We start from the raw sequence: 22,660 nt of genomic DNA, 5'->3' as shown, positions 1-22,660 counted from the left end.
CTCAAAACAGTATGATGGAATCCCTCAATAGGGATGCTTCTATACTATGAATCTATGGAGAGGAAAGCTTGTATGGTTGTCTGTAGGCTACACCGAAAAAAGTACATTTTGATAGAAACACTTCAGGCATATCTATATATAATGAAGGGAATGCTCGCGATGCCTTTGAATTTTCAAGTGACACCCAGCGGCCTGCCCAAATTTGAACCTAGTGTTGCTGTTAATTTACTGAATCCGAATATTGTTGTGGCTGTAGCTGTTGACTTTAGCAGCGGGCCCCCTTTAATTGGGCTGTATCGCTCACTGGATGCCGGGGCGAACTGGACCGATACTTTACTGCCACTTCCACCAGGATATACAGGAGCAGAGGCAGGAATGGTGGCCTATCTGTTCCCCAATATTTTTATCGTATCCGCACACGTGTTTCCGGGAAATGAGAACGGGGCTGTCGTGATCTATCGTTCTACGGATGATGGAGCCACTTTTGGCTCTCCCGTGGTCATTAACCCAGGCTATGGAGATTACATTAATAATGACTGGACCAATATTACGACAGATAACGCAGGGGCAAGTCCGTATCTAGGGCATGTCTACGTTACGTATAACCGCCAATACAACGTAGAGTTTAATGCTCGGTCTGCGGCCTTCTACCAGCGTTCTACGGATGGAGGATTGACCTGGGATCGACCGTTGTTGCTTTCCAATATCCAGTCCTCCACGGAGCGACCCGAGCCCGCGGTCGACAAATATGGCAGTGTATATGTCAGCTGGATTCGTACGGGGCCGCAAACCCCGGCTTTCTTTATCCGGCGGTCTTTTGATGGAGGGGCCACTTTTAGCGGGGATATTCTTGTGTCCAACATAACGCTGGTACCTAGTCCGTTGCCCGTTCCTGGATATGATTTTCGTGTATTGAATTCTCCCTGCTTGGCAGCAGACTGCTCGGGGGTACCTTCTACAACAAATACGCTATATGCCGTGTGGCAAGATTTTGGTCAGGGCTACAGTAATGTTTTGTTGTCCAAATCCAGCGATTTTGGCGGTACCTGGAGCGCTCCGGTCATTGTGACGGACAGCCCGCCGGGTTCTCAAAATTTCTTCCCTGCGATTGCAGTGTCGCCCAAGACGGGGCTGGTCGTTGTTGTCTACTATACGAATCGCCTGGACGGCTTTAATCTGGATGTGTTCGCCGCTCAATCATCGGATGGGGGCAATACCTTTACGAACAGTCGTCTCACAACGACTTCCTTTAACCCGAATGTAGGTGGGGGCGAATCAGAACTGATCGGCGACTACATTGATATCGCCATTGTACCACCGAACAGCTATATATCCGTCTGGACGGATACGCGCACAGGCAGTTTAACGATTTTTGCGGGCGTACCGGGAGGTGAAGCCTGATGCCGAACGTACAGCTTACACCTAACGGAAGGCTGGCACAGGAGCCGAGTGTGGCTTTCAATCTGCTCGACGGTACCATAGTGGCTGCTGCCATTGATTTTACGACCGGACCGCCGTTGACAGCAGTATACCGTTCAGATAACGGTGGTGCCTCCTTCACACAGCAAATTCTACCGCTGCCAGCCGGCTATGTAGGGGCGGAATCCCATAGCGTCAGCTACGGTTTTCCCAATTTGTTCGTCATAGCTTGTCACGTATTTACCGCAGACGGCTTGAGCGGTACCATCGCTACCTATGTGTCCAGAGACAATGGCAATACATTTGATCCACCCGTGATTGCCCAACGAGGGTATGGGACGTTTGTCAATAATGTGGAAGTCAGCGTGAAATTCGATACTTCACAGGTCAGCTCCTATACCGGTAACATCTATTTATGTTGTACGCATCAGTATAACCCCGACTTTTTCGGCGACTCAGTCATGTTTTTTCAACGCTCGCAGGATGGTGGAATCACATGGAATACACCTGTGGTGCTCACTCCTGGTTCCAATCAGATCACGCGCGGAGAAATCACCGTGAGCATTACAGGGGTGATTTATGTCGGGTACATTGTGACGAATCCGGTTAACCAATATCAGGTCATTGTGTCCTTCAATGGGGGGACTTCGTTCAGTTCCTCGCTGCCAGTGTCCTCTGTCGTCCCAGTTCCAAGTCCGCTGCCTGTGGTCGGTTTTGGCTTTAATGTATTGCCGACGGCCAACATTGCCATAGATCGTTCCACCAGCCCGAATCAGGGGACGCTTTATGCGGTTTGGCAGGATAATCGGGCAGGGTATGCGGATGTGCTGCTTGCCCGGTCCGTGGATGGTGGATTAAGCTGGACTGCGCCGCAATCGGTGACAGGAGCCAGTGCAGGAGCACAGCATTTTTTCCCGGCCATTGATGTTTCGCCCGTGACCGGTGTGATTAAGATTGTGTACTACACCAATCAAATCACAGCCTCTTTATTAGATGTATTTGTTGCAGAATCATCGGACGGAGGGAATACATTTACGAACCTCAGAATAACAGACAGTTCCTTTAATCCTAACGGGATTAGTCCTGTTCCAGTGGTCACGATCGGCAATTTTATTGATGTAACGATCGTGCCGAATAACGGTTTTTTTGCGGTCTGGACAGACGCATTATCGGGTTTCCAGCAAATTTACGGAAGCAACGGAATGTAGCTTAACGTACGAGACAGAGGAGGTGGGGCTGTTTTGAAAATTTTGTTGGCTACGTACTGGCCGATTCCTCATTTGGGTGGTGTGTGGCCCTTTATGCTGCAAATTAAACGAAGACTTGAGCTACTGGGTCACACGGTAGACTTGATGGGGAACGGACCGGATACCCCTAAATACCATATTGTCTATGAAGATAAGGAATTGCTGAAGGATCAATTGCTGCCCTTGCTGCATACGAAGCTGAATGAATCGGCTGCCCCTGTATTACATTTGGATTCATGGGTGCAGACGGTGGAAAAGGATCGATACTGTATGGAACTGGCGGCAGCCTATTTCGGGGTTGAGCAGTATGATGTGATTCATACGCAAGATGTCATAGCCACTCGTGCTCTAAGTCGGGTCAAACGCAAAGACAGTGCGTTGGTAGCAAATATTCATGGCTCGCTGGCTCGTGAAGTCATGATGGCTTTGGAGCGGGATCATGAAGAGGGTTACCGCGAGACGTTGATGTGGAAATATTATTGGGCGCTGGAGCATTATGGCGCTATTTCCGCTGATATTACGATTACGTCTACAGAATGGATGAAGCAGACGCTTGTGCGTGAGTTCGAAGTGCCTGAGCAGCAGATTGCCACTTTCCAATATGGCTTAGACACCGAACACTTCTGGGAAGTCCATGCCAGGGGAACAGACATGACACGACCTGAGGGGAAAAAAGTTATCATTTGTCCTTCTCGGCTGGTCTATATCAAAGGGCTACATTATTTAATGAGCGCTCTTGGCCTATTGAAAGCAAGCCGTACGGATTGGGTTTGCTGGATTGTTGGGGAGGGAGATAAGAGGGAAGAGCTTCAGGCACAGGCGAAGGAGCTGGGGCTGGAAGAAGACGTGGTATTTCTCGGACATCGTGAAGATGTACCTGCCCTTTTACAACTGGCGGACCTTTTTGTACATCCGAGCATACAGGATAATCAGCCGTTTTCGGTCATGGAGGCACAGATTATGGGGCTTCCGGCAGTGGTATCGGATGCGGGTGGACTGCCGGAAATGGTGAAGCATGAACACACTGGACTGGTTTCCCCGGTTGGCGATGTGGAGGCACTTGCAGCTCATTTGCAGCATTTACTCGCTCAGGATGAAGTACGGATAGCTATGGGGAATCGTGCCAAGGCATGGGGAACCGCGCACTGGTCGCTGGATGTTATGATTGAACGGCTCGTCAATATTTATGGGCAAGCGCTTAATCAAGTGCGTTGATTCGATAGTTAGGAGGGAGAGCATGACTTTTCCTATCGTTGGAGACTTGTACAACCGTATTTTTGAAATCCAGCAGTCACATCCAGATCAGATGGTCGATTATGCAATCTGGAACCGAATTAACACCTCGCTGCCAGAGGATTATAAGCTGCCGGATGCTGACATTTTGGAACGGCTGAAACAATCTGCGCCATGAGCATACAGACCATATAAAAAGGCAGGTCGGGCTTACATTCCCACCTGCCTTTAGTTTATTTCAGCTCATTGTTCATCCGGGTTGTCATCCATTTGGTCTACATAAACCGAGCCTCGCATCATAAGTGGTCCCGTAACAACAGCACGGTGGTCAGCTGATTGTACAGTCAAGCAGTATACATGAGTCTCTGCCTGTTGTGCTGTTTCCTCATAGCTTAACTCGGCAAATCCCTCCTGATAACAGGAGTCCTGCAGCCAATCCAGCACGGGTCCCTGCTCATCGTTGCGGCGCAATCGAATATCCAGCTCCCCAATATCCCAGTTGAGCAGCGGATTCTCCCATGCCAAAGAGACTTCGATGAGAATGTGGCCCTCAGCTTCACCTGCAGGAATGATCAATGTAGAGAGCACGATCTCCTGTTCGGTAACCTGAAAAGGCAGTGCATATGTGCCTGCTTCAGCTTTGTTTTGAACTGTATATTTCAACAACATACAATTTTCCTCCTCTGCCTGTTCATTAAGGTGTCACGGTAAAATGACTGGCTGTCCGCTTAGCGACTACGTTCCCGTTCTCCACAAATTCCGCCAGGATAAACAGCGTTTCGGGATTGTAAATATTCGTGACCACCCGCAGATAAAATGGATTTTGGGCTGCCTCCATATCTTTGATTTCCAGTACAGAGCCAGCTTCGGGAGAAGGGCCCAGTCGAAGAAGTTGCCGCCTAAAAACACCACTGTCATTCCCCATTTCCAACAGCACATCAACGGATCTCTTTTCACGATTGAAAAAGGTTACATGGCAGCTTTGTATATGGGCGCTGTGGTGAGCGAGATGATGATCGACAGTTAAAAGAAACACAGACATATCATGATGCCTCCTTGAATTCCGTTAGGTTACCAGCCTTATATGATATGAAAAATAACCGCGAGTGGACTGGATAGTTGTACGCCTCTTTGACAAAAAGCGCGCCAGTGTCCAACCCTTTTTGCCATGCTGTGCATGTAATGTAGAGTGGAACAATCTGCGGCCTGAAGCCCCTTTTCGACTACAGAAAAAGCAAAGAGTAGATCGGGGGGAAGGGTCGCTTTAACAAAGGAGGCACGGCTATGAGACTCGCACAGCTGGCAGGGGAGTATGACGCGGTCTTCAGTCTGGGGCAAAACTGTACACCTGCCATTCAATTGGAAAAGAACCGTTTGCGGCCGTTTGCCGGGGTGCTGGACTGGATGATGTCTGACACGCTCTCTGATGTGAACCGCTTGCTTGAGAATCGGTTTGCAGGTTTTATGGATTTGCCTAATTTAAGTGTCGTTGGTACGAGCCAACTGAATTATATGGTCAGAGATATTGCTTATAATGTGATCTCGGTACACGATTTTCCGCAGGAACGCAACACGTCCGCAGATCTGGTGACCTATCCCGAGTTCAGGGAAAAGATAGACCGTCGTATCGAACGTTTTTTTGCAAAAACACAGATGGCCAAGCGCAACTTGTTCGTCCGTATGCTGGGCACCTATGAAGAAGTAGAGGAACTGGAGCGGATCTTGTCGGGGATCGTAGCGAATGAATTTCGGTTGTTAGTGGTGAATTGTTCCGGTGTAACGGAGTTGACGGAGGTGGATTGGCAGCTTCCTCATGTATGCGCAGTGGAAATGCCTTTTGCCGATGTATGGAATTACAAGAGTGATCCACACTGGCGCACCCTTTTTGAGGGAATGTCCTTGTCGAAAAGGGGAGGTCGTCGTGCTTGAACGGTTGCAAGGGGAATATGACGCAGTGTTTAGCCTGGGAGGGCATTGCTTACCTTCGATTCAGCTGGATAAAAACGGACTGCGTCCGTATGCAGGTCCGCTGGATTGGATGATTTCTGGCAATTTGTCACAGATCAGTCGTTTACTGAATGAGCGATTTGCCCGTTTTATGGATGTTGAAAGCCTACGTGTCACAGGGCATGATTACGGAGGTCATAACTTCCTGGTTGAGGATGCGTCCTATGAGGTTACAGCAGCACACCATTTTCCGGTTAGCCAGAATACATCAGAGCAGCTGGCGTCTTATCCTACATTCAAAACGACACTTGATCGCCGCATCGCACGTTTACTGGAGAAATTCGCATTGGCTTCCCGTCTGCTGCTGGTTCGTGTCGGTGGCAGCCGGGAGCAGGCGGTAGAACTGCATGATGTGTTGTCACAGAGAATTACCCATGATTTTCGCTTGTTATACGTGGATTATACAGGGACTGAAGGTGTGACGGAGCTGAATTGGGGACTGGAACGATTGGTTTCAGTAGCGCTGCCACCCGAGGATATATGGAACGGTCAGGATGAAATGTGGCGTTATATGCTGGACAACGTCAGACTTCATGTCTGAGGTGCGGAGACTATAGGAACACGTATAGATTGTCTTCCACCTGTGCTTGCGCCTGCGCCAAGCTGTAGAGCATCGCATAACATGATGCGAAGGGAAGATAGATGCTTCGGTTTAAAAGGAGGGTGCGCTAGTGAAGGCTTTGGTCACCGGAGGAGCCGGATTTATTGGTTCCCAGCTGGTACGTGCGCTTGCTGACTCGGGCGTCAGAGTGCTTGTGCTGGATAATCTGACGACCGGGAATGCTGCAAATGTAGACCCGCGCGCGGTCATGCATATTGCAGATATTCGCAGCCCTGAAGCCAGGACGCTGCTGATTCGGGAAAGCCCGGATATTGTGTTTCACTTGGCTGCACAGGCTGATGTGCAGCAATCCATCCATCACCCCGATGAGGATGCGGATGTGAATGTGCTGGGGACGATTCATTTGTTGCAGGCCTGTCGTGATGCGGGTGTGTCGAAAATCATATTTGCCTCCACATCCGGCGTATATGGAGAGCTGCAAAAGCAATGTATTCAGGAAGACGATCCCGTGGAGCCTATTTCAGGCTACGGACTGTCCAAGCTGACCGCAGAATCGTATATTCGGCTTTTTTATCGGTTGTACGGTTTGAACTACACGATTTTGCGTTACGGAAATGTGTATGGTCCCGGTCAGGCAGCGAAGGGAGAGGGCGGTGTCGTCGCTATTTTTATAGAGCGGCTGAAAAAAGGAAGCCCCTTGCTCATTCACGGCGACGGAACGCAAACCCGTGACTTTGTGTACGTCAAGGATATAGTTCGAGCCAATATGGCGGCTATGCATGCAGCGGACCAACGCACGGTGCATGTAAGTACGGGACGAACGACGTCCATCAATCGGCTGGCCTATGATTTACTAAAGCTGCACGGTTCGTCTGTGCGCCCTGTATATTCTCCAGCGCGGGCGGGAGATATTCACCACAGCTGTCTGAGTAACGCAGTCGCCAGACATTGGCTTCGTTGGGAACCGCTATACGGTATCTCTGCCGGTCTAAAGGAAACGTACGTGAGCAGTATGGGCACAGGCAAAGAAGGCGTATAGGGCTAACGAGCGCGCGAATCAACCAAGAGACTGAGAAAACCTCTCAGCCTCTTTTTGGTTTGGACGAATTTATATGTTTTCGCCAGCCAGCTTGTCCATTTAACTACTTATACTCTTCATCCAGATCAGCAACAAATGAGCGCTCCTTGATAATAGATTGATACCAGTAGCCAGATTTCTTCAAATGCCGACTTCGATCATTTTCCAGATTAATTTCCACCAGTCCATAACGATTTTTAAAAGCATTCATAGGAGAAACGTTGTCTGTGAAGGCCCACAGCATATAACCTGTACAGTTGGAGCCTGCGTCTACAGCTTGTAACGTGTAGTATAAATGCTCAGTTATAAAGTCAATCCGATAGTCGTCCTGAATGATGTGTTCCTCATTTTTGAAAGCAGCTTCATTCTCAATGCCCATGCCATTTTCCGCGACAAACCACTCGATATTGTTATATTCGTTCTTGATACGCATGCCCATATCGTAAATGATCTTAGGATAAATTTCCCAGCCTCGTGACTTGTTCATTCTTTTACCCGGAAGATCGAAATGCTCATAGTAGTAAGAGGGGTGAAAAGGATTGTTTTCGTTCCACGCTTTACTCTGCGCTTTGACCCGGTGGGGATAATAGAGATTGATCCCAACGTAGTCCACGGTATTTTCTTTAATCAAGGCCAGCTCTTCCGTTGTAGCCTCAAATGCAATATCATGCTTGCTCATGAGCTCGAACAATTCTTGCGGGTATTCGCCTTTTATAAGCGGGTCCAGAAATATCCGATTGTAAAATAAATCATACACATGTGCTGCGTACTGGTCATGAGGGGCGCTGGATCGGGCATAAGTCACTTCGGGATTCAAAATAGCACCTATTTTAGCCCCGTTCTGACTATAATTTTTGGCTTTGAAAAGCTGTACGCACTTTGCGGTAGCCAGCGTTTTGTTGTAGTTCCATTGCATCCACTTCCGTGTGTTTTGTTCATAGGGATAGCGAAGGGCATCCAGATAGACGCGAGTCTGTACAACAATGGGCTCATTAAACGTAAACCAGTGCTTGACCCGATCCCCGTACCGTTCGAACACCTTTTCTGCATATTTCACAAACAACTCTACCACATGCTTGGAAGACCAGCCCTCATATTTGTCGAGCAAATAAGCAGGTAATTCATAGTGTTCCAGACAAATCATCGGCTCGACTCCGCTTGCAATTAATTCGTCAATGACTTTGCCCATATAATCCGCATAGGTTTCATCCACCACCACATGCTCATAATCCGTTAAGAAGCGGGCCCAATTAATAGAGGTGCGATAATGAGTCAGTCCAATCTGCTTCATCAGCGCAATATCCTCGGTATAACGATTATAAAAATCGGTTGCACCCGCGGGTCCATATCCATTGTGCCAGACATAGCGGTCATTTTTGTACCATACGTCCAGATACGAGTCCTGACCTTCCTGTTTACCGCTCCAGCCCTCTGTCTGCCAGGCGGAAGCCGCTGCCCCCATCATGAAATTCGGTGGAATTTGTATTGTGTGTTTAGCCATGATATGTTTCTCCTTTTCATTCTATAGATTTCCCATAGCGATCCTCTGCGGGGGTATCTCTACATTAGCGCATTATTCAGTCGTTCGCTTGTTGGCAATTTCGAGGAACGAAAAATAGATGAGATGATGAGTTTATGAAATTAGTAGAGCTTGCTCAAACAAATCCAACGTAGAGGCTATGAACGCAATTTTTCAATATTTCGATCCAGAGCTCATCATACAAAAAATAAAGAGCCCTTGACGATAAGCTGCTTCTGGTGACGCCACGATTTGGTTGTAACTCGCAGCCTTAAATCACCTACATAAGTGAGAGGGAATTGAAGACTAACATTAAAGAATGTGGAGCCATTTAGATGTTAGCGACTCTATCAAATCTACTCTCAACTAAACTAAATGGAGGCGTTTAACAATGGGTTATCACATTATTGCTAATTTTCCATCTAATCGAGATTACAAAGGAACACTGAAAGTTTATAACGATAGTGGTAGTTTGGTATTTGGACCTGTAGAAGCTTTAGGCCGTGGATCAAATGATCCGAAGAATGGTAACGACCATACGAACTGGAGACTTAAATATGCAGACATTCCTACGGGGGTTGCGAAAACAATTGTTTATGCGAAAGGTGACTCCGACTATTCTTATGGTCCTTATAAGCGTGTGTGGCTGAATCAAGCAGTAAGTGGGAACTTCCTGACTGCTACAAATAATGGCCGCGACGAAATTATGATTCATGGCGGAGACCCTGCTACAAGCACATCTCTGACTTGGTATCCTCTGCGTCCAACATACGGTTGCATCCGACTTTCTAACAGTGACCAAAGAGCACTAATTCAAGTGCTTGAGCAAAACGGAAGTTCCGGCAAAATCACAATAAACTAGAACAAAAAAATCAAAGGGCGGGATTTACTCCGCCCTATTTGGTATTAATTTGTACTGTATTTATCAAGTTTGAACCATTTTTGAAATTCGTTCTGGCTAATTTTTTTAACAGGTTTCACCTTTTTGCTGTCCATTGAGTATCTGTACAACTTCTTTTGGTCAGATGGATACTCACTTATATAGTCTAAACTTTTTCCATTTTTATGCCATAAAATCAGACTTGTGCTAATGTAATCCGTTTCCCTAGGAAGATATATAAAGGCATCCTTCTTGGTGTTATAAATGGCTATGGAGCTGCTTGATGTATCACCGTACGAAAAGGCAATTTGATCTTCTTTAGGTGACCAGTTATAAGCAGCAATGGATTCTACATTTTTTTTGCCTTTAGCTTTTAAAAGATCATTTACAATGGTAGATTTTCCGGTTTTAAGATTGATCAGTAATAACGTATCTCCTGCACTGCGCCGTGCCTGGATAGCCAACCATGTATTAGAAGGAGATAATACTGCGCTCGATATATTACGCAGTTTATCATTATATCCATCTGTTTTAATGGTGTAATTCTGTTCTCCTGTTTTGATCGTTATAGATGTAATAACACTCTTCTCAGAGCTTGGTGCATTTTCTAGCTCCATTTTTTTGGCCACTAACGAAACGTTTTTCTCCTTCCAAATCACCTGATTTGGGGTCTCGCTCTTTTTAAATTTGGTTACAGACTGGTAAACAGATGGGTTTATAGTATTAACTGAACTTTGAACATGCGTATTAGGGCGTAAAGTGCTATTAGCATTGGCAATAGAAAAGCCACTTACACTTCCCACAAGCACTATACTAGACAGGAAAGCAGTAGCGTATTTTAGTCTTGGATTTTTCATTTTAATTGCTCCTTTGTAAAAAAATATTGGGCTTCAGGACTTGATCCAAGGTTTTCCTAAAATTAAATCTATATACATAGACGTGGAAATCGTGAATTTGTTTCTTGTTTATTGAAAAAAATTACATAACAATTGGAAAACATGAAGGAGCGAGTGATACTTTCGCCCGCTCTAGCAGGCCAGCCCAAGTCAAACATTCTGTTATAAGGTCGGATGTTATTGAGGTGAAGGCAAAATGCAATTTTTCCCTTCGATTTTCTATACTTAACCTATAATCTTGACATTCCTGCAGATTCAGAGATATTATAGATACAATAAGTCTGTGAATGAGGTGTAGTTATGAAATTTACCAAAGCAACCAATTATGCACTGCACACCATGCTCATGCTCGTTGAGGATTCGTCGGTGAAGCCCGTAGGTGTCCAGCAATTGGCCGAATCCCAAAATGTCTCACCCACGTATCTTTCAAAAATTTTGACGAGGCTTGTGAAGGCGGGGATGATCGAATCGGTCTCTGGAGCCAATGGGGGCTATCGCTTATCCCGCAATAAAGACGATATTACCTTTTTGGATATTATCCATGCGATTGAAGGGACGAATTCTTTGTTTGAATGTGATTTTGTCCATGGATCAGAATGTCTGATTCAAGCTGTAATGAGGGAAGCGGAGGAAAAAATGGAGGGCCATCTTAAAAATACGAAATTGGTCGATTTAGCCCAAAAGCAAGCGCAAGTATAAAGGGGAGCGGCTATAAATAGAGAGAAGGTGATCGCCAGTTATGTGAAGTGTTTTTTTTTTTGTTTTAATTATAGATATAAAGAGTCTTTAATATCTTTGTAAAAGGAGCTGGATGTTATGCTGTACGATTGCGCTATTATTGGGGGAGGACCTGCTGGATTGAATGCAGCCCTTGTACTGGGCAGGGCAAGAAGAAGTGTGGCTTTGATCGATAATAACCGGCCCAGAAATGCGGTTACGCATGCGTCGCACGGTTTCATTACGAGAGATGGCGTAACGCCGGCCGAGTTCCGCCGCGTAGCTTATGAGGAAGTACTGCGGTATCCATCTGTACATCATCTGCAAACCGAGGTTATTTCAGTTACGAAAAATGAATCCGGATTCGAGGTATTTGATTCTTCAGGCCTTCGTGTTCAAGCGCGAAAATTGATACTGGCGATGGGTGTAAAGGAGATATTCCCTGAGATCGAAGGTTTTTACACGTTCTACGGAAGAAGTTTGTTTAATTGCCCTTATTGCGATGGCTGGGAGTTACGGGATCAACCGCTTGTCCTCGTCTCTGAGTCGCCAGCTATATATCACACAGCCAAACTGCTCCTGAACTGGAGTAAGGATTTGCTTGTCTGCACGAACGGTCAGGCATTCTTGTCGGACGAGCAAAAAGAACGACTTCAATCTAAAGGAGTCGCGGTAATGGAGCAGCCTGTTGCAGCGTTCATCGGTCACCATGGACAGCTGGAGTATGTGTCCTTTACGGACGGTACTCAAGTCCCAAGGGCCGGCGGCTTTGTGACCCCCCAATTTGTGCAAAGTGCACCGTTTGGAGAACGTTTGGGCTGTGAAAGGACAGAGTCGGGCGGGATCCAAACGGATGGAGCGGGGAGAACCTCCATTCCTGGTGTATATGCTGCGGGGGATTCTTCATACTTCATGCCTTCTCAGTTGATTTTTGCTGCGGCCGACGGTAGCCGAACCGCTGCGAGTGTAAACCTGGATTTGACAGAGGAAGACTTTAACGAATGACGAGAAATTGAAGCTCTCATGATAGTTAAAGATAATGAGGAGAAGTGAGAATTTATCGTTTCCGGTAACGCTTAGATTCATTCACTATAAAATCACAATTCAGAAGTATAAAAGCTGAAAGGCCGCCTATATGGCGGCCTTTTTCTATTCACTTGATTATAATTCTGCGTCTATACAAGACCTTCTTTCAATAACCTCTGTATTCACAAGAACCTGAGTATGGTGCTCCTGATTGTGATTAAGCCTTTCCATCAGCAAGTTTACAGCCGTTCGGGCCAAAATATCCTTTTTCACATGAATGGTTGTGAGTTCCGGGCTAATGACCTTAGCTTCATGAATATTATCAAACCCCATGACGGAAATTTGTTCAGGCACTCGAATGTTCATTTCCTGAAACGTTTTAATAGCACTGATCGCCATATAATCATTCTCACAAAATAGGGCCGAAGGCAGCTCATTCAGTTTATGAATAGCTGTTTTAAATGCGTCCTGTGACATGACAAGCATCGGGTGCATATCAAATGTAAGCCCATGACCTATGGCAAGATTGTGCTCCTCTAAAGCAGCCATGAACCCCTCTTTTCGTTTTGTAAAGTTAAGAATTCTGGTACTGGATTGTACGTATCCTATATTTCTGTGTCCGGACTGGATTAAATATTGGCCTGCCTGGTACCCCCCAAGATAGTTATTAATCGATACAAAACTGGCATCAACGTGTTCAAAGCAGGTATCCAAAATAACGATATTGGAATGAATGGATTGTAAGGAATGAATAGTCTCGGATGTTAAATTGGTGCCCAGCAGAAGTATACCTGAAGAAGGCTGGTCCTTCTCCAGAGCAGACAATTCTTCTTCAAGGCTATGGCTATCAAATGACGAGAAAATCAAAGTATTACCATGTTCTCTCACCTGATGGGTAATATGATGGATCAATTCATTGAAAAATGGAAGTGATTCATATTGCTCGGTCACGATGCCTGTATTTTTGCATGCAACAAAACGAATGACATGGTGATTCTTCGTAAATTCCTTATTTGACTTCATGGTACGTGGTCTATATCCATGCTCGTGGGCAATTCTTAATATATGCTCTTTGGTTTCTTCGCTAACACCGGGTTTGTTATTAAATGCTAAAGAGACGGCTGATTTTGAAACACCGGCAAGCTTCGCAATATCATCTATTTTCAACGTGGAACCTCCCATTGGACTAAACTATATAAATTATATCATGATTATATAATAAAGTTTAGTTTATAAATTAAACTAAACAAACAACAGATGAAATGAGTTGACCTTTTCGGATACATAGTGTTAATATTCAATTGTGAACGCTTTATTTAGCTTATTTTATTCGATATCGTATAAAATTATACATTAGTTTAGTTTTGTTTATGAGTGAAAGGGTGATTTGTTTGAGCTTAAGCATGGCTGAAAATCAAAGAAGTTTTGTGGAAAAGGGCAAGCCTTTCTTTTACTTGGCAGATACCGTCTGGAGCGTATTTACCAACGCCACTATTGAAGAGTGGAGCGATTACCTGGACTATCGAAAAATGCAGGGTTTCAACGTTTTACAGATTAATATGCTCCGACAATGGGATGCCAGCGAATCAGACCTGAATCTACAGCCGTTTGCATTACTGGAAAATAGAGATTTTGACTACCATACCTTAAACGAAGCTTATTTTGAGCGGGCGGAAGTCATGATCCAGATGGCTGTCGAGCGCGGCTTTATTCCAGCACTGGTTCTGTTGTGGTGTAACTATGTACCGGATACATGGGCTGAAATGTTCCAGAAGGGCAATAAAATGCCGCTGGATTGCGTTGAAAGCTATGTAACTTATGTTGTAAACCGCTATTCCCGATTCGAGCCTGTTTATTTGATCAGCGGGGACACTGATTTTCCTACAGAACGTGCTAATGCGTACTATTTGAAGGCGCTGGAAACGGTACAACAATTAAGCACGGCAAGCTTGACTACGCTGCATATCCAAGGGAGATTGAGGGAAATTCCTGAAGCTTTTGAGCAACACAAGGGTCTTGGATTTTATATGTATCAATCAGGACATAATTCGGAGTTTCAGCATGTCGCCCATGAGATTGCCCAGCATTTTTATCACAAGCCGGAGATACGTCCCGTCATCAATGGAGAACCTTGCTATGAACAGATCAGTTACAGCCGCAATGTGTATGGAAGATACACTGCACTAGATGCCAGAAAAGCAGCATGGCACAGTCTTCTGGCAGGCGGGGGAGCGGGAATTACCTATGGAGCGCATGGCATTTGGAGTTGGCATAAAAAAGGCAAGAAGTTCGGAATTGTAGAAGGAGAGGGCTTTGATAGTCCCTATGATTGGAGAACAGCACTGCGTTTTGAGGGCGCATGGGATTATTCCTTTATCAAATATTTGTTTGAAATGTACAACCTGATTGGCATAAAGCCGTTGGATATTGTTTTAAACAAGACAGAGGAGATCAGAGGTGCGGGGAACGAGAATACCCTCGTCTTGTATATCCCGGTTAACACGAAAGTGCGGCTAAATATCAACGTGCAGGACTACAAGTTTACAACCATTGATTTAGCGGAGAGACGATTTGCCCAAACGGAGGTGGATGTCCAGGCTGATCAATCCGTCATTGGTATGCATGGTTTTGAAAGCGATGTTGTGATCATCGGAACGAAATAAAACCAGAGAAAAACAGGAGTAAGCTAGCAGGTGGAGTGGAGAAATAGAAAACGCATCCAGGAGTGATCATGATGGATTACCAAAAGACAGCTAGAGAAGTGCTTAGATCGGTGGGGGGAAACGAAAATGTGAACAGTGTCATTCACTGTGTTACTCGTTTGAGATTCAAATTGAAGGATAACCAATTGCCAGATAAAGAAAAAATTAAACAGATTGACGGTGTCATTACCGTCGTGGAAAGTGGCGGCCAATTCCAGGTGGTCATCGGGAATGAGGTTCCCAAAGTATACGAGGCTCTTTTGGATACGATGGGAGTAAAGCACGGAGACCAGACAGTTGAAGACGATCAAAAGAATGAAAAAGCGAGCCTGTTCAGCCGATTTGTCGATGTGATCTCAGGCGTGTTCATGCCCGTTGTGGGTGTGCTCGCTGCTGTGGGGATTCTAAAAGGACTGCTGGCCTTATGCACATCTCTGGGCTGGATGACTGATCAGATGGGCACATACAAAATTTTATATGCAACAGCAGACGCTATGTTTTATTTCTTTCCGGTTATTCTAGGGTTTTCAGCAGGTAAAAAATTCGGAGGAAACCCGTATCTATCTGCTGTTTTGGGGGCCGCCTTGGTGTATCCGACCATTACTTCGGCTTTTACGGATAAAACGGCGCTGTCCTTTTTGACCATACCTGTCGTTCTGATTAATTATACTTCTTCTGTTATACCCATCATTATTGGGGCGTTCTTGGCAGCTAAGGTTGAAAAATTTATTAGTAAGTATGCACCTGCATCCATTAAAATGTTCATTGTGCCTTTTCTGACCTTGGTCATTATATCACCGATTGTTTTTCTGGTTGTCGGGCCGATAGCAACTATAATCAGTGATGGATTAGCCAAAGGCTCCATGTGGATTTACCAGTTAAGTCCGGCTATAGCTGGTCTCGTTCTGGCTGGGTTCTGGCAAGGGATTATTATCTTTGGCTTGCATTGGGCGTTCATTCCGATTCTCCTGAATAATGTAGTTACGAACGGGTTTGATCCGATTAACGGTATGCTGTTCTGTACTACGTTTGCGCAAACAGGTGCGGCTTTTGCCATTGCTTTGAAATCACGCGATCCTAAATTAAAACCTATTGCGACTTCTGCTACCATCGCGGGTTTGATGGGGGTTACTGAACCAGCTATTTACGGGGTTACGCTACCCACCAAAAAACCGTTTATTTTAGCCTCGATCGCTGGGGGTGTAGGAGGAGCTGCAGCGGGCTTACTCGGCTCAACAGCATATGGATTTGCCTCAGGCGGGATTTTTGGTATCCCTTTATTCATTAATCCAAAGGGGATAGATGCAGGCTTCATTGGCTTTATTATCTCTTTGGTTGTCGCTTTTGTAGTCGGATTTATTCTGACCTATCTTTTCGGCTATAAGAATGCTAAACCCGCACCTGAAATTAAGGTTGCAGTTGAAAACAAAGCGGAAGAAAAAACGGTATTTAGTCCTTTAAACGGTGAATTGATTCGTTTGGCCGCAGTGAAAGATGAGGCTTTCTCCAGTGGTGCGATGGGTCAGGGAGCCGCGATTATCCCCCAAGAAGGGGTAGCTTACGCACCGTTTAACGGAACTGTTGTTACCGTTTTCAAAACAAAACATGCGATTGGACTGATCTCTGAGGATGGAGTTGAACTGCTCATTCACATTGGAATTAATACGGTCAGCTTGAAAGGAAAACATTTCACTTCTTTTGTGTCTGAAGGAGATACGATTCAAAAAGGGGACAAGCTGGTTGAATTTGATCCAAAAGCTATAGTGGATGAAGGATATGATCTCACCACCTCTGTTATAGTAACCAATACTGCGGTGTACACAGATATCTTAGCTGAAAACTCGAAGGATATTCATACAGGAGAACGCTTATTGAAGATCAGATAGTTCCCTAATATTCAGTAATGCACAGCAAACGCATCAAGCTGACGATGGCCCGTGTGTAAAAATAGGGTTGTCGTCAGCTTTTTTGGATCATGAAACAGACTTTTGCGGCATGTACTACAATAGCAGGTTACCGTACACCCAACGAGCTCATCATCTGCCGGAAGGAGCGCACATATTTATCTGGCGCCAACAGGTTAACGATCCGTGTACGCCCCTTCTGGCGGATAGATTCGCGATGAGGGACGTTGTTCATAAGGTCTAGTCCTTGCAGTACCGCCTGTAAAATGTCTCCCTGCTGATAAAACTTGCCGGTTTCGTTATGGTCAATGAATGCTCGTACTCCGTCTGAATCAGAGCTTAAGACCGGGCAACGACAGGCCATGGCCTCAGCTACCGCGTAACCGAATCCCTCCACCAGTGAAGTCGAGAGCAGATACCCACCCGAGTCGCCAATCATGGAATAATACAAAGGCATTTTCGCATGAGGCACGCTTTTAAAACGCTCAATGATCGTGGACATGCCAAGCTGAGCAAGCATGTTCTCGAATTGTATTTTATCCTCCGTCTGCGACAAGGTGTCATCATAGAACATCCAAATCCGAAGATCGGCACGATTTTGCAGCATCCAGTAAGATATGTCTATAAAATGCCGCCAATTCTTATTGGGCTCAAGCCGCCCAACCCATGCAATGACCGGATTAACCGGGGGAGTGTTAGGTACATAATTAAATACGCTAGTATCCAATACGTTTGGAAATACATAACGATCAAGCCATGGACACATGCTGGAAAATAGCTGCACGAGGTGAGTTGTATCGGGTAGAAGCACCGCGTCAGCATAATTTTGAAGATACGGAGATGCATCTGCAACAACCCAAGCAGCTTCTTCGTGAGTGCCAAAGCCTTGTGATTCATAGATTAATATCCCTTGATAGCCCAACATTCGCAGTCTAGGGAGCATAGGATAGTCCGAAGAGACGATAATTGCATCGTAGCGATGAGTCTCCACCAGTTTTCGAATTTCTTCTTCAGAGGAAGTCATGAACACCGGAATATCGCCTTGCAGGTTTTGCATCCCTGTACCCTGCTGATAATAGAGAAGATGACATTCAATCCCGTCCTGAATGAGCGCTTTACAGCGTTGGCGGTTCAAGGTTTCCACGCCACCGCTGGGTATATAAAAAGTAAATAGAACTTTGATCTCAATAACCTCCTTTGCCAACCACAAGTTCTTATACCAAGTTATTCAACCTACAGGACGGGGTGTGGGTTTCTATGGAAGCCTGGATTGAATTAGCGCATAATTATGGCGAAGGCGAGAATCTTCCGGGGAGCGTTCTGTTGCTTCTTTCGCAAATTCACAGGCTTTGTGTATTAGGCCCAACTCATAGCAAGCGAGGGCTCCAAGATCATACAAAGTAGCATCCCAGCAAAAATTCTCTTGCATATACGTATCTGGTCGTGTCGAAATGCGCAGCGCTTCTTCGACCATATGATAGACGGCGGGCCAGTTCCGTATATGATAGGCAAGCTGAGCCATTTCCGTGTAAGGTTCACGTAAATAGGGCGCTTCCGCAATAGCACGGTATAACCAACGTGCAGCCTCATGCCATTGTTCAGTTGCCTTATACGCTCTAGCGATAAAACGCATCGAAGCGCTGCGTTCATCGGCCCAGCGCGCCTGTGGCATGGCAAGATGTTGTTGCAGCGTAGTGATGCATTCGTCCCAACGGGCATGATACATATATTCTCGCCCCAAGTAATGCATATTGCGATCATCCTCGGGAAATTCACGTACAGACTGCTCTAGCAGTGGAAGGTATTGACTGCGTGACTTGTGCGGATCGGGATCATGATACAAGCGGAGCTGGCCCGATCGGATGCTGTGTTCTTCGCCTTCCCCGATATATTCAAGCACTTCATGAACCGGGCGTACCCAGTGGTAGCCATGACGAGTGTGTATTTTTTCTTTCCAGAACCATGTATGAGCGGTATCCCTTCCAGGCTGTCCATGTGTAAAGGCATACAGCATTCGAGTCGTTCCATCCTTCCAGTTGCTTTCCAGGCGCGACCGCCATCCCTCCTCCCAGACTTCATCCAGATCTGTACAGACACAAATATCTACATCATCAGAGACCAGCCGCAGGGACTCATTGCGAGCCTTGTCAAAACGCCAAGGGACTACCTGAATAGGATGTACCTCTGCACCCGCCTCGCGCAGTAGAGCAACGGTGTCGTCTGTAGAACCGGTGTCGGCTACAATGACAGCATCAGCTTCCCGCATGGAGTTCATCCAGCGCTTGGCGAATCGGGCTTCATTTTTGCTGATGGCATAGACCGCTATCTTGTACCGTTTCTGTGGTTGCATTGGTTTGCTCCTCCTTTGATTGACTTAAAGAATGATGGCTGGCTATGGGAGGCATCTCTATTGGGAAGGGTTCAGGATTGAGCTGAAATATTGTCGATTATGCTGGACATGCGGGTCATTGGGAACGTACGTGGCTGCTTGCTCATTGTGCCAGTTCGCACGTGTATAGTCTTTTAGCCGAAAATGGCAAATGCACAGCTGGATATGAGGAAACCATGTTTGGTATGCGTCTTGTACCGGGCCCAGCGTGTTAGGAGGATTCAGAGTGGTAGCCATGTCGTACCAGTAAACGGCTTTGGGAATCTCATTTTTATGCAAAAAATAATGACCCATCCGACAACAAAGCTCCGCTCTAGGCGTATCGAAGGTCAGGCTACGTAGAGCCGCGGTAATACTTTCCTCCAGCTTGCCGAGTTGTTGCAGACAGTCAGCCATTTTGCCACATGCACTAATTGCGTCCTCTACCCAGCCTTGTTCGGTGTTTAGAAAGTCTCGGTAAGCCTGCACGGCCTGCTCATATCTTCCATTGTCTCTAAGCTCGTTAGCGTAATAGTAGCGGTCGCGGGGAGAGAAGTCATGGCCTTGGGCGAGCTGCTTCTCATAAATTCGCAGATTTCGGCCCGGGGAATGGGTATGTGTTCTGGTGTGAGTTATGGCAATATCCGCATGTAGAATATTTCCGTATACGGCGAGATACTCATGCACGGCTCCATGCCAACGGAACCCGGCCGACCGTCTGACCAAGCGATTCCGACGAAAATGCAGGGTGACATTGCCATGATCATCGAAGGCATAATGATACTTCATGGACACTGCATCCACGGTTGATATAGCTGAGGAATCAAGAGTATGCTTTAGCTCAAGCAGCTTGATAGCATCCTGCTCCTTCAAAATGTCATCGGCATCCAGCCAGAGAATGTACTCCTGCGTAGCTTGCTCAAATGAATAGTTACGTGCAAGGGCAAAATGATCTACCCATTCAAACGGAAAAATCCGATCTGTAAAGCTGCGACATATGTCAATGGTCCGATCTTGTGAACCTGTGTCCACGATGTTGATTTCATCTACAATATGATGGACCGATTCAAGGCAAGGGCCGATGGTATGTTGGTCATTTTTGACGATCATGCACAGGCTGATACTGATCAATTGAGTATCACTCCTTTGGGAACCATTTAAGGATTGAGGTCAAACCTAAAATTGGAATTAAAAGAGACCTGATTATAGAAGCCCTGCCGCAATTGCGGCAGGGCAAGGATGGCAAAGCCATAACTTGCTAAGAGGCTTTGGCGGTAGGATATGATACGTCGTTTAAGTCCATGATGTGGTAATAATAGAAGATTAGAGTCCGGTCGGCCCAGTGGGTCCAGTAGGACCAGTTGGCCCCGTAGGTCCGATAGGTCCTGTAGGTCCAGTCGGTCCAATTGGACCGGTAAAGCCAAGACCAAATGGCCCGGTCGGTCCAGTTGGTCCAATCGGTCCCGTGTCGCCCGTAGGTCCGACAGGTCCAGTGTCGCCAATAGGCCCGATAGGTCCGATAGGTCCAGCAGGTCCGGTAGCGCCAACGTCGCCTGTGGCACCCGTAGGTCCGGCAGGCCCCGTAGCGCCAACGTCGCCTGTGGCACCCGTAGGTCCAGCAGGTCCGGTAGCGCCAACGTCGCCCGTAGCACCTGTAGGTCCAGCAGGCCCCGTAGCACCAACGTCGCCTGTGGCACCTGTAGGTCCAGCAGGTCCGGTAGCGCCAATGTCGCCTGTGGCACCCGTAGGTCCAGCAGGTCCGGTAGCGCCAACGTCGCCCGTAGCACCTGTAGGTCCGGCAGGTCCCGTAGCGCCAACGTCGCCTGTGGCACCCGTAGGTCCAGCAGGTCCGGTAGCGCCAACGTCGCCCGTAGCACCCGTAGGTCCGGCAGGTCCCGTAGCACCAACGTCGCCTGTGGCACCCGTAGGTCCAGCAGGTCCGGTAGCGCCAACGTCGCCCGTAGCACCTGTAGGTCCGGCAGGCCCCGTAGCGCCAACGTCGCCCGTAGCACCCGTAGGTCCGGCAGGTCCGGTAGCGCCAACGTCGCCCGTAGCACCCGTAGGTCCGGCAGGCCCCGTAGCGCCCGTGTCACCCGTGTCACCCGTGGCACCCGTAAGTCCGGCAGGTCCGGTAGCGCCAATGTTACCCGTAGCACCTGTAGGTCCGGCAGGTCCAGTAGCGCCAATGTCACCCGTGGCACCTGTAGGTCCGGCAGGTCCAGTAGCGCCAATGTCACCCGTGGCACCCGTAGGTCCAGCAGGTCCAGTAGCGCCCGTGGCGCCTGTAGCACCCGCAGGCCCCGTAGCACCTGTATCGCCACTAGCGCCTGTAGCACCAGTCGGCCCCGCAGGTCCGGTTGGTCCCACAGCTCCAGTTGCACTTGCTTTAACAAGGGCAACGGAATCAATGGCTACATTAGCGGTGTTAGCTAAGGCATTTTTGCTAATAACCAAAAAGGCAAAGGCTGCGTTAGCTGGAACAGGAGCTGTTACTTCATACAGGGTTTGCCATGTCCCATTAACAGCATCAGGTAATGTGCCTGCGCTCAGATAGGTAGTTAGCCCAGTACCGAGGAAACTAAAGGTTGCGTCATAGTAGTACAGAAAAATGTTGATTTGAGGATTAATCAAGTTTCCTATTTTTGCAGCTGACAGGCTCAACGTATAACTTTCGCCTGGTGTGGCAAAAACGACCTGGGAAAGAGATGCATCTACCGCGCCTCCTGCTAGGATCGCACTATAAAAGTTTGTCTTTTTTACGGATAAGTTAGTGACGGTTACATTTGCGGCGTTCCAAAAAAGGGTAGATCCGGTCTCGAAGTCGCCGTTATTAACAAGATTGGTAAATAATACGGTCATCGCTTTTTATACACTCCCTTCACACGTTGTAATGATAGTAGATGCGAATCCACGCCGTGGCGAACCGTACAAGTTGACGAGGGCAGGTGTGTATTTCCATGTTCACATTTTAGACACATTATTTTAAGCTTCTATTTAAGTGACGTTAAGCTGAAGCTATATGTGGGGGATTATCATTAGAATTTAAAAGTGTAGCATGAAGTGCGAGGAGACCGCTTCGCGAAGGCTTTGAGCTTCCGATCG

Annotated in this window: 21 protein-coding genes; 12 read left to right on the top strand and 9 right to left on the bottom strand. The window is 46.9% G+C overall.

Features of this window, described 5'->3' with window-relative positions; translation table 11 throughout:
- Nucleotides 1-72: 72 nt before the first annotated feature.
- Genes ACUC6J_RS19495 through ACUC6J_RS19480 form a run of 4 tightly spaced genes read left to right on the top strand, consistent with a single transcriptional unit; the run spans nt 73 to nt 4,077 of the window.
- Entirely contained in the window at nt 73-1,401 is a 1,329-nt protein-coding gene (locus ACUC6J_RS19495; protein ID WP_080690749.1) for a sialidase family protein, read from the top strand.
- Nucleotides 1,401-2,627 carry a sialidase family protein gene (locus ACUC6J_RS19490; RefSeq protein WP_340865399.1) on the top strand — a complete coding sequence of 409 codons (1,227 nt, stop codon included), beginning with the start codon at nt 1,401-1,403 and terminating at the stop codon, nt 2,625-2,627. Before ACUC6J_RS19495 ends, ACUC6J_RS19490 begins: the two co-directional genes overlap by 1 nt.
- A 33-nt stretch (nt 2,628-2,660) precedes the next feature.
- Nucleotides 2,661-3,881 carry a glycosyltransferase family 4 protein gene (locus ACUC6J_RS19485; RefSeq protein WP_017427328.1) on the top strand — a complete coding sequence of 407 codons (1,221 nt, stop codon included), beginning with the start codon at nt 2,661-2,663 and terminating at the stop codon, nt 3,879-3,881.
- 22 nt (nt 3,882-3,903) lie between these two features.
- Complete coding sequence (locus tag ACUC6J_RS19480; protein WP_016820085.1) at nt 3,904-4,077, top strand: hypothetical protein; 174 nt, start codon at nt 3,904-3,906, stop codon at nt 4,075-4,077.
- Between the two features lie 65 nt (nt 4,078-4,142).
- On the opposite strand, the gene ACUC6J_RS19475 is transcribed toward ACUC6J_RS19480, so the two are convergent.
- Both ACUC6J_RS19475 and ACUC6J_RS19470 read right to left on the bottom strand, forming a co-directional pair.
- Nucleotides 4,143-4,568 carry a hypothetical protein gene (locus ACUC6J_RS19475; RefSeq protein WP_017427329.1) on the bottom strand — a complete coding sequence of 142 codons (426 nt, stop codon included), beginning with the start codon at nt 4,566-4,568 and terminating at the stop codon, nt 4,143-4,145.
- A gap of 25 nt (nt 4,569-4,593) precedes the next feature.
- Nucleotides 4,594-4,941, bottom strand: coding sequence for a hypothetical protein (locus ACUC6J_RS19470; RefSeq protein ID WP_025365721.1), 348 nt, complete (start codon nt 4,939-4,941; stop codon nt 4,594-4,596).
- 242 nt (nt 4,942-5,183) lie between these two features.
- Between ACUC6J_RS19470 and ACUC6J_RS19465 the strand changes: the two genes are divergently transcribed.
- The 3 genes from ACUC6J_RS19465 to ACUC6J_RS19455 all read left to right on the top strand — a co-directional run bounded on the left by ACUC6J_RS19465 (nt 5,184) and on the right by ACUC6J_RS19455 (nt 7,507).
- Complete coding sequence (locus ACUC6J_RS19465) at nt 5,184-5,828, top strand: DUF1796 family putative cysteine peptidase (protein WP_016820088.1); 645 nt, start codon at nt 5,184-5,186, stop codon at nt 5,826-5,828.
- Nucleotides 5,821-6,447: a DUF1796 family putative cysteine peptidase gene (locus tag ACUC6J_RS19460; protein ID WP_045244873.1), complete on the top strand. Its 627-nt coding sequence runs from the start codon at nt 5,821-5,823 to the stop codon at nt 6,445-6,447. Before ACUC6J_RS19465 ends, ACUC6J_RS19460 begins: the two co-directional genes overlap by 8 nt.
- A 130-nt stretch (nt 6,448-6,577) precedes the next feature.
- Nucleotides 6,578-7,507 carry an NAD-dependent epimerase/dehydratase family protein gene (locus tag ACUC6J_RS19455; protein ID WP_017427333.1) on the top strand — a complete coding sequence of 310 codons (930 nt, stop codon included), beginning with the start codon at nt 6,578-6,580 and terminating at the stop codon, nt 7,505-7,507.
- A 103-nt stretch (nt 7,508-7,610) separates the two neighbouring features.
- On the opposite strand, the gene ACUC6J_RS19450 is transcribed toward ACUC6J_RS19455, so the two are convergent.
- Entirely contained in the window at nt 7,611-9,047 is a 1,437-nt protein-coding gene (locus tag ACUC6J_RS19450; RefSeq protein ID WP_447249309.1) for a glycoside hydrolase family 1 protein, read from the bottom strand.
- A gap of 409 nt (nt 9,048-9,456) precedes the next feature.
- On the opposite strand from ACUC6J_RS19450, the gene ACUC6J_RS19445 reads away from it, so the two are divergent.
- On the top strand, nt 9,457-9,927 hold the full coding sequence (locus ACUC6J_RS19445) for a L,D-transpeptidase (protein ID WP_016820092.1): 471 nt from the start codon (nt 9,457-9,459) through the stop codon (nt 9,925-9,927).
- A gap of 44 nt (nt 9,928-9,971) precedes the next feature.
- Here the strand turns inward: ACUC6J_RS19445 and ACUC6J_RS19440 are convergent, their stop codons facing one another.
- The gene (locus ACUC6J_RS19440) at nt 9,972-10,802 is read right to left on the bottom strand and encodes a hypothetical protein (RefSeq protein WP_025365717.1); all 831 of its coding nucleotides are present in this window, start codon (nt 10,800-10,802) and stop codon (nt 9,972-9,974) included.
- A 339-nt stretch (nt 10,803-11,141) separates the two neighbouring features.
- On the opposite strand from ACUC6J_RS19440, the gene ACUC6J_RS19435 reads away from it, so the two are divergent.
- The gene (locus tag ACUC6J_RS19435) at nt 11,142-11,540 is read left to right on the top strand and encodes an Rrf2 family transcriptional regulator (RefSeq protein WP_016820094.1); all 399 of its coding nucleotides are present in this window, start codon (nt 11,142-11,144) and stop codon (nt 11,538-11,540) included.
- A gap of 117 nt (nt 11,541-11,657) precedes the next feature.
- Entirely contained in the window at nt 11,658-12,563 is a 906-nt protein-coding gene (locus ACUC6J_RS19430) for an NAD(P)/FAD-dependent oxidoreductase (RefSeq protein ID WP_019688484.1), read from the top strand.
- 156 nt (nt 12,564-12,719) lie between these two features.
- Here ACUC6J_RS19430 and ACUC6J_RS19425 read toward each other — a convergent pair whose 3' ends face one another.
- A complete protein-coding gene (locus tag ACUC6J_RS19425) occupies nt 12,720-13,751 on the bottom strand; it encodes a LacI family DNA-binding transcriptional regulator (RefSeq protein ID WP_017427337.1) in 1,032 nt (343 codons plus the stop codon).
- A gap of 215 nt (nt 13,752-13,966) precedes the next feature.
- On the opposite strand from ACUC6J_RS19425, the gene ACUC6J_RS19420 reads away from it, so the two are divergent.
- Nucleotides 13,967-15,247 (top strand): apiosidase-like domain-containing protein, encoded by a 1,281-nt coding sequence (locus tag ACUC6J_RS19420; protein ID WP_447249308.1) that lies wholly within the window; start codon nt 13,967-13,969, stop codon nt 15,245-15,247.
- Nucleotides 15,248-15,318: 71 nt separating this feature from the next.
- Nucleotides 15,319-17,172 carry a beta-glucoside-specific PTS transporter subunit IIABC gene (locus ACUC6J_RS19415; RefSeq protein ID WP_045244868.1) on the top strand — a complete coding sequence of 618 codons (1,854 nt, stop codon included), beginning with the start codon at nt 15,319-15,321 and terminating at the stop codon, nt 17,170-17,172.
- 127 nt (nt 17,173-17,299) lie between these two features.
- Here the strand turns inward: ACUC6J_RS19415 and ACUC6J_RS19410 are convergent, their stop codons facing one another.
- The 4 genes from ACUC6J_RS19410 to ACUC6J_RS19395 form a co-directional block, all read right to left on the bottom strand.
- Entirely contained in the window at nt 17,300-18,394 is a 1,095-nt protein-coding gene (locus ACUC6J_RS19410) for a glycosyltransferase family 4 protein (protein ID WP_016820099.1), read from the bottom strand.
- Between the two features lie 51 nt (nt 18,395-18,445).
- Complete coding sequence (locus ACUC6J_RS19405) at nt 18,446-19,540, bottom strand: tetratricopeptide repeat-containing glycosyltransferase (protein WP_447249307.1); 1,095 nt, start codon at nt 19,538-19,540, stop codon at nt 18,446-18,448.
- Between the two features lie 57 nt (nt 19,541-19,597).
- Nucleotides 19,598-20,689, bottom strand: a complete 1,092-nt coding sequence (locus ACUC6J_RS19400) for a glycosyltransferase (RefSeq protein WP_447249306.1) — start codon at nt 20,687-20,689, stop codon at nt 19,598-19,600.
- A gap of 192 nt (nt 20,690-20,881) precedes the next feature.
- The gene (locus ACUC6J_RS19395) at nt 20,882-22,417 is read right to left on the bottom strand and encodes an NTTRR-F1 domain (RefSeq protein WP_447249305.1); all 1,536 of its coding nucleotides are present in this window, start codon (nt 22,415-22,417) and stop codon (nt 20,882-20,884) included.
- Nucleotides 22,418-22,660: the final 243 nt, after the last annotated feature.

It is taken from the genome of Paenibacillus sp. JJ1683, from assembly GCF_053006485.1.
This window is presented reverse-complemented; position numbering and strand designations above follow the sequence as displayed.